This window comes from Arenicella chitinivorans (assembly GCF_014651515.1).
In the GTDB taxonomy this organism is placed as follows: domain Bacteria; phylum Pseudomonadota; class Gammaproteobacteria; order Arenicellales; family Arenicellaceae; genus Arenicella; species Arenicella chitinivorans.
Genome location: NZ_BMXA01000001.1, coordinates 1192807 through 1200957 on the forward strand (window position 1 = coordinate 1192807; position 8151 = coordinate 1200957).

Genomic DNA, 8151 nt, shown 5'->3' on the forward strand with positions numbered 1-8151 from the left:
ATGAACGATCACCAGAACCCAATGAAGGTAGTCTTGCTGCGAAAACTCAACGCCATGCGCGTGTCGTTTGCGAGATACTCGCGTTTGCTGGTTGTTCTTGTGCTTTCTCTATTCTGTGCGGAGGCCTATTCAATTGGCGGTTTTGTCTACGTAGGTCCGATTCCAAACGCGGATTTCAAGGTCGGCAGGGTTATGGCGCGCTCGATCGTGATTGATCCAGATACCGGCCAGCCAATTCTCGTTGAATTCGCGCCGGATGGCACCGAACAGCGCGTGGTCAACGTGCCGGGTTATAACGCGCTCGACCTGAAGATTATGCCGGCCAATGACTACCTAGCTGAAAAACTACGTCTTGAGTCGTATAAAACCGAGCATGCAAATGGTACCGCGAAAACCGCCGAGTTGATGTCTAGAGCTCAGTACGAAAGTGCCGAGTTTCTAATGGCAGACAATGTGACACCCATTCAGAAGCTGCCATTACCTGAAGGGTTTAACAGTGTGTTTGTACGCGGGCAGGGCGCTCGTCTTCGGGCTGACGGCGCGAGTCTGATTCTATTGGCATTTCAGTTTGACCTAACTCAAGGGCGAACGCCGGCGTACAACGATAAAAGCCTGATCGTCAATGACCGCGGTATTATTATGGATTCGTCACCCAATGCATTTGGGTATCGAGTCGGTTTTTTTGGTGACCCGAACGAACCGCAAGAAGGCTATCAACGCGGCATTGTACGGCCCGATGATCAGGTTTTCGGCCCCATTCCGTACACCAAAGTATTCGTTGATCAGCACGCCTATGTTGGCGGAGTCGACGTCTCCAATAATCAGGGACTGTATAGTTTTCAATTCCTGATGCCACCATGCCCACTTGGCGGCTATGATTTCAAAACCGATGTTTGGGCCGAACTTCGATACCGTAACTTTTTACCTACGGGCGCGCCGAGTATTCCGTATTACCTACGAACGCCTGGCTATTCATACTGTTATGCGACACTAGCACCGGCACTCATAGCACCGAATTTGTTCGCGATTCAAGCCGGTTACGCGGTACCGTTTGTTCAGCATAACCTTTATGCAGATATTATGTTCGTAACCGGGCGCATTTCAATGCGTAACCCGCTATACGAACCAGTAGATATCGGAGACACCACTTACTCGGTATTTGAAGAAGACGCAGAGCGTGAAATTCCGGATTTTTACGATTTCAATGCGGACGGTGTGCCAGATAAAGTTTCTCAAGGGCGGATACTACACTGCTCTGCGGTCGACATCGACGTGACACCACCGTCGGATCCTGGTTCTGGGTCAGCTCCCGAGCCGACGCCGGTCAGTCAGGAAAGCGAAATAAGTATATTTCTCTCTGACGATGTCAGTCGTGACGACATTGACAGCAGTCCGCATGTGTACGCACAGGGATTTACCTGTGAAGACAAACACCCAGAATTGCAATACGACCCAGAAGAAGGCGGACCTTGGCAAGGTGTGTACTTTGATGGCCGCCAAGACAACGTCATCGATTTTCCAGACTTGGTGCGTGTCGCAGACCACGAGCAGCGCTTTGAGAATACGGGCGTACTTAAATCGATCAGCACGGAGGATATGCGTAATACCGATTTACTGTTCTTCCGCGAGTCAACCGGGCAGCTCATCCTCGAACGACGGGGATTGAAACCTGAAGAGGCCGAATACCGCACGGCCGTCGAATACGATGAAGATGCAAAGCAGGTTGCGTACCGTGTCATGCTGCGTGGCAGCCATGACTATAATCTGAATGTTGGTGGTGGCGTCAATCGACGCCAGAGCTTTGAGGAATGGGCAACCGATTACCAGCTCACTGAACCTTTTGCGAAGCGTGAGTCAGACCATCCGCGACCGGGTGAATTCATTAAAGTCGTTGCCATCAATCGGGCGACTGGCTACATGGGTACGGCGCGCGTCCTTCTGTGCAGTGCGGCAAACAATAACGTGGTGGCTGGTCTGCTGGACGTTGAAGTGCCGCACATCGTTATGACGCCGCCCAACTTGAAAATATGGGCCCAACGCGATTTTGAGGTGGAGGCGGGCCTCAATGAAGGAGACGCGCATCAAAATACCATCGGTAACGAAGGCGCTGCACTGACTTCGGATTCAAAAGTGACCATCTACACTGAATGGTTGGACGAGTATGGTCAGGCCTTACCCGAAGAGCTCGGGTTGGACGACGGTGCGCAATACGGACTGACTGGCCGACTGGCGAAAGTCGCGAGCCCAAATCAGTTACGCGGTGTGGCGTTAGCCGACGACCTCGCCGAGTTTCCAATTGCCCCCGGACGAAACACACAGGTTTTGCGCGTGCGATCGGGTACGCGCAATGCCGGTACTGATCACTTTTACGTGCACGTAATTGGTAAACCAAAAGATCAGGAATGCGTTTCTGATGCCAGTTGTCCAAGCTTCAGTGTCACCAGCGATGACCCCGGTCTAGCCGGTCGCCCAGAATTGCTCACACCGTTCCTAGCGCCTTTGTGGCACGAGCGCGGTAGTTGGATGGAATATCGGCGCTATCGGTCTATTCTGTCAAATTACACGGTGGATACGTCGGAAGAGCAAGAAAATATTCCGATCAAACCGGAACCCGTCTACGCCTGGCGTTACCGACCGGAATATCAATTTAGTCAATATGATTTTGATGTCTCAGAAGTCAACCGTGAGCTCACCGACCCTGAAGGCGACACCACCGAAATCAACATAATCGACTCTCCGAATCCGGTGATTACGGGCGATGAAGATGTCATCAATGTGATTTACACGCTTATCGGCGACCAAGTTGAAGCATTAACCCCAATCGACGGTGAACGCGAACTGATTTTATCGTTTGGTGGGTCTGAACAGCGTGTCACCATTGATAATAATGGCAATCTTCGGTTCGAAAACTTGGGCGCGTTGTCTCAAATTACGCCCGAAGACTTTCTAAATATTCGCTTATATGCCAATAGCGACGAAGGCAATACGTTGTGGGAGTACCAATTCGAAGAGGCCACTACGATTGGTTTTAGTCGTACTATTTCGATTGCCACGTTCAATTCGACGGAGACATCTACCGCGACGATTAAAGACATTACCGACAGTTTCATTAAGCTGCCGTTTGTGTTGCATGAGCGAAGTATCGTCAATATCGAGGTGCTGGATGAAGGTCTCAGTCCACAAGGGTCTTTGGTTTTTAACCAAGATTACGATTCAGGAGCCTATGGCTTTATCGTCACCTATGGTGATATGGAACGACACGTTAACCCAGAAGATACGTTCTATATCGCGATCAATAAAGAAGGCATTTTCAGTGGCGAGAAAACCCGCCAACTTTTCACTGGCAAACTGGCTGAACGCGTCGACAGCGAGGTTCTCGGGCAGGTTATTGAGCACGATTCATTAATTCAACGTGGCGCACTCACGCTTCGACGCGAAGACATCAAAGTGTCTGGCGTTGGGCCGCAGCCGGACTTTATTCGCAGTTACAGCAACGAAGCTCAGTTAACGAATTCCGATGGCCCGATGGGACCCGGCTGGAATCATAATCACAACATCTATTTAAAAATCCTCGCGACCAGTGATGCTGATGGTTTGTATGACAACAATCTGCCAAACTGGATCCGTGATTATCGAACCGGTGACCGACCCGAGATAATTCCACTCGACGAGTTTGAAGACATTACTGAGATTCCACAACTGATCACCGTCAGCAATGGCGGCATGTTTATTTTCAAAGACGGTTCCTGGCGACCATCGCGTGGCTTCCACGGCAAGCTAGAACTGGTCGACGGGCAGTACGTTTACACCTCAAAAGACGGCACACAATATGTTTTTCAATCCAATGTCTCATCAGCGGCTGATGAACGTTTTTTAGTCGAGAAAATTGTTGATCGGAATAACAATGAGCTGGTTTACGAATACGCTTCGTTCAACGGTCGACAACTGGTTAGCTCGGTAACCGATGCCTCAGGGCGCACTTTGGAATTCAGTTATCAGCTTGTTTCTGAAGCTGGTCAATACCGTTTGATGCAGGTTGAGAGCCCAGAGATGGGCATCACACTGGATTTTGAATACGAAACCTTAAGTCCAATTCAGTATGACCCGGACTCGCAAACCTATACGCCAGCGATTGTTGGTCTGACCGGGTTTCGTCGCGAAAGCTTTACTGAGTCGTATACCTATTTCAAATCACTGGACGACCGAATACCGAATCTCACGTCAACCACCGACGCCAATGGCAATGTCACGGAATACGGTTATCTAGAGCCGTCACAGGTGCCTGCGGCCTTGCTGGAATTTGCGAAAGGCACGCTCGAAACAGACGTTATCTCGGAGATTCGATATCCGGGCAGTACTGGTGTAGCGCAGGTCGAGTATTTGTTTGGCAGCGGCAATCAGCGTCGCGTGACCGACCTGAACGGCAACCAAAAGCTCTACACCCTAAATGAGTTTGGTAACCCGAACCTGGTGGAAGAACCACTCGGCAAACGCACAGAGATGGTATGGACCATCGACAATGGTGACGACGACGTGCTCATGGTTGAGCTTAAAGACGCCTTAGGCCGCGTAACCACCTATGAGTATGACGATCAAGGCAACGTCGTCAAACAAACCGACCCATTGGGCACCATCACGCAAACCTGGCACCCGGAATTTAGTCTTTTAGAGTCGCGTACAGATCGCAATGGTCACACCATCACCAATTCTTATGATGACAATGGCAACCTGACGGAAGCCGAAGATGCCGAAGGCTTCACGACTCGGCATACATATTCCGGTGAAGGTTTACGTCTCACCACACGACATCCAGACGGTGGCGGGACCACCAATTATCAATACGACGATTACGGTAATTTGGAGCAAGTCAGCTTTCCTGAAGGCAGCAATTACAAGTACAACAACGATGCGCGCGGAAACAAGCTAACTGAAACAGATGCCAACCGTAATCAAACCAAATACACCTACGACGACCTGGATCGTGTTACCAAAATTCTGCACCCAGATCAGCACACCTCGACGTTTACCTACGACGCCAAAGGCAACAAGTTAACCGAGACCGACAAGCTTGGCTTAACGCTGACCTATACCTATGACGAACGAGATCGTGTAGAACGAGTAACCCGAAGTTTCGGCGGCGGTGAGCAACTGTTCACCTACGACAATCAGAGTAATTTACTCACTGAGACGGATTGGAAAGGGCAGGTAACCACACATACCTACGACACCCTGTATCGACGCACGTCAACTAAAAACCGAATCGGCGACACCGTGAGCATGACCTACGACTTGGTCGACAATATGCTCACCATGACCGACCATCGTAACCAGATCACGGAATACGCCTACGACGAAGGTAACCGTAAAGTCAAAGAAATCAACGCCTTGGATGACGAGCGTGTCTTCACCTATGACAACGAAAACAATATGCTCAGCGAGTCGGATTTTGAGGGCCGCGTTACCTCTGTGGTGTACGACAAGCGCTACCTGAAGGTTGAGCAGACCAACGCCATTAACGGCGTCTCAAAATGGGTCTACGACGGTCGCGGCAACAATATCGAGTACACAGACGAAGAGCTGCGTACCACTAAATATGTGTTCGACCGCCAAAACCGACTGGTCGAAGAGCGAGACGCACTGGGATTCGTAACCCGCGTTAAGTACGACGGCAATGGCAATCAAATCGAAGTCACCGATCGCCGCGGCATCACCACCAAAAACACCTACGACGCGATTAATCGCATCACTGAAACCCTCGACGGCGACGGCTTTGTCACCAAAATCAGTTACGACGCCAACGACAATCGCACGCAGATTACCGATGGTAATGGCCACAGCACACACTACGACTACGACCTGTTAAATCGCTTGATCGAAGAAACCACGCCGGTTTCGGGCACCATTAAGCATACCTACGACGCCAACGACAACGTACTGACCACCACCGATGCGATCGGCACGGTGTACGCTCGCACTTACGACGCATCAGACCGATTGGTGACTGAAACCGAAGCGCAAGGCACGGCAATCGCTCGAACGCGCACCACCACCTACGACGCCAACGACAACCCCATTACGGTTGAAAACTTCCGTGGTTTCACCACGCGTTTTGACTACGACGCGCTTAACCGCGTGGTCACGGCAACCGATCCCGACACTAAAACCATCACCTACACCTACGACGCGGTTGGTAATAAATTAACCAGTAAAGATCGGCGTGGATTCGTCACCACATACGAATACGATGACCTCGACCGCGTTACCGCCACGGTGGACGCCTTGGATCAACGTGTGGAAACCACCTACGATGGCGTTGGCAACGCGCTGACCGTAACAGACAAGCGCGGCACCGTCACCACCAACACTTATGACGCATTAAACCGTCTATTGACCAGCACCAAGCCCGATGGCAACGGTGCGCAGGTCAAAATTGTGCGCAACGAATACGACCGTGAAGGCAATCTGAGTGCCGTTACTGATGCCAACAATAATCGCGTCCAGTACGCGTATAACGGGCGTAATCTGCAAACCAAAATTACCAACCCCGATACCACGGTCATTGAGACCACCTACGATGGTGCGGGCAACACCTTAACGGTGAAAGACGAAGTAGGGCAGGTCACCACCAATACCTACGACAATGCCAATCGCTTGCTTACTTCGACTAACCACGCCGGCGAAACCACGCGTTTCGAGTACGATCTTAACGACAATAAAACCAAATCCACGCGCCCCAAAGGCACCCAAACCAGCTACGCCTACGATGCGTTGAATCGGGTTGAACGCATCACCGACGGTGAGCTGAATGTCACACTGTATACCTACGACGCTAACGACAACCAACGCTCACATCGAGATGCCAACAGCAACGTCGTCACTTACGAGTACGACGCGCTTGATCGACGTATCGAACATCGACAGCCCAATCAGGTGGTCACTACCTTCCGCTACGATGCAGAGGGCAATATGGTCGGTCGTACAGACCCTAATGGCCGCCAGTTCACCTACACCTACGATGCCATCAATCGTCAGACCTCCGAGTCGTATCCGCCGGTTCCCAGCCCGTATATGCAAGTCCAGCTGGTCGAAACGGAATACGATGGCAATAACAACCCGATTCAGACCACTGAGCACAAGGTCAATAACCGCACCGGTGGCGGCGTTACTGACGTGTCTGTGCGCACCTTCGATTTGCTCGATCGCCTAACGCAAGACACACAACGCGGGCACGTCATCAGCTACCAGTATGACGACAACGGCAACCGCACCCAAGTCACCTCCGTCGGTGGCAGCACCAGCTACACTTATGACAACCGTAATCGCCTGCGCACCGCGACCACTGAGAACGGCACCAGCACCTACACTTACACGGCAGACAGCAAGCAAGCGCAGGTCGAATACCCCAATGGCACCATCACGCGCTACGATTACGATGCGGCGGATCGCACCGTGTCGGCCATCAACGAACGTGTGGTGGGCAACACCGTTGAGCTGATCTCACGCTTTGATTACGACTATGACCTGAACAGCAACCGCGTGCTGCAGACCGAGACTCAAAATGGCTTTGCGGAACGTAAGATTCAGACCACCTCCTACGAGTACGACAACGCGGACCGCATGACCGGCTACGTCATCACCGACCAGGAGACCGGCGACGTACATACTGCGGATTACACTTTCGACTTTAACTACAACCGCGTCACCGAGGTCGAAAAGCAAACCGTTGGCGGTGTCACCACCACCATCAAAGACCGCACGTCTGCCTACGATGGGAACAACCGTCTAACCAGCATCACCGACAACTTAGCCCTAGACAGCTCAGACCCCGACAACAACAGCATCGACTACACCTACGATGCCAACGGCAACACGCTCACCAAAACCGACAACACCCAAAGCGTACCTGCGCTCACCACGTTCCGGTATGACAGTCGCAATCAGCTCACCCAAGTCATTCGTGGACCACCTGAGAGCGAGGAATCCCGCGGCCTCTACGACTACAACGCGCTCGGCATGCGCGTACGCCACCTCGACAGCGAACGCGGCGACATCGAATACCTGTACGACGGCAAATCCATTCTCGAAGAACGCACACTCGGCACCAACACACTGCTCGCGCACTACCGCTACAGCGACCGCCTGCTGAGCCTC

General features: G+C 51.8%; 1 protein-coding gene. It reads left to right on the top strand.

Translation table 11 applies throughout. The annotated features are described in order from the left end of the window. A partial coding sequence (locus IE055_RS05080; protein ID WP_229794138.1) for a hypothetical protein occupies positions 1 to 8151 on the top strand: 8151 nt, incomplete at its 3' end.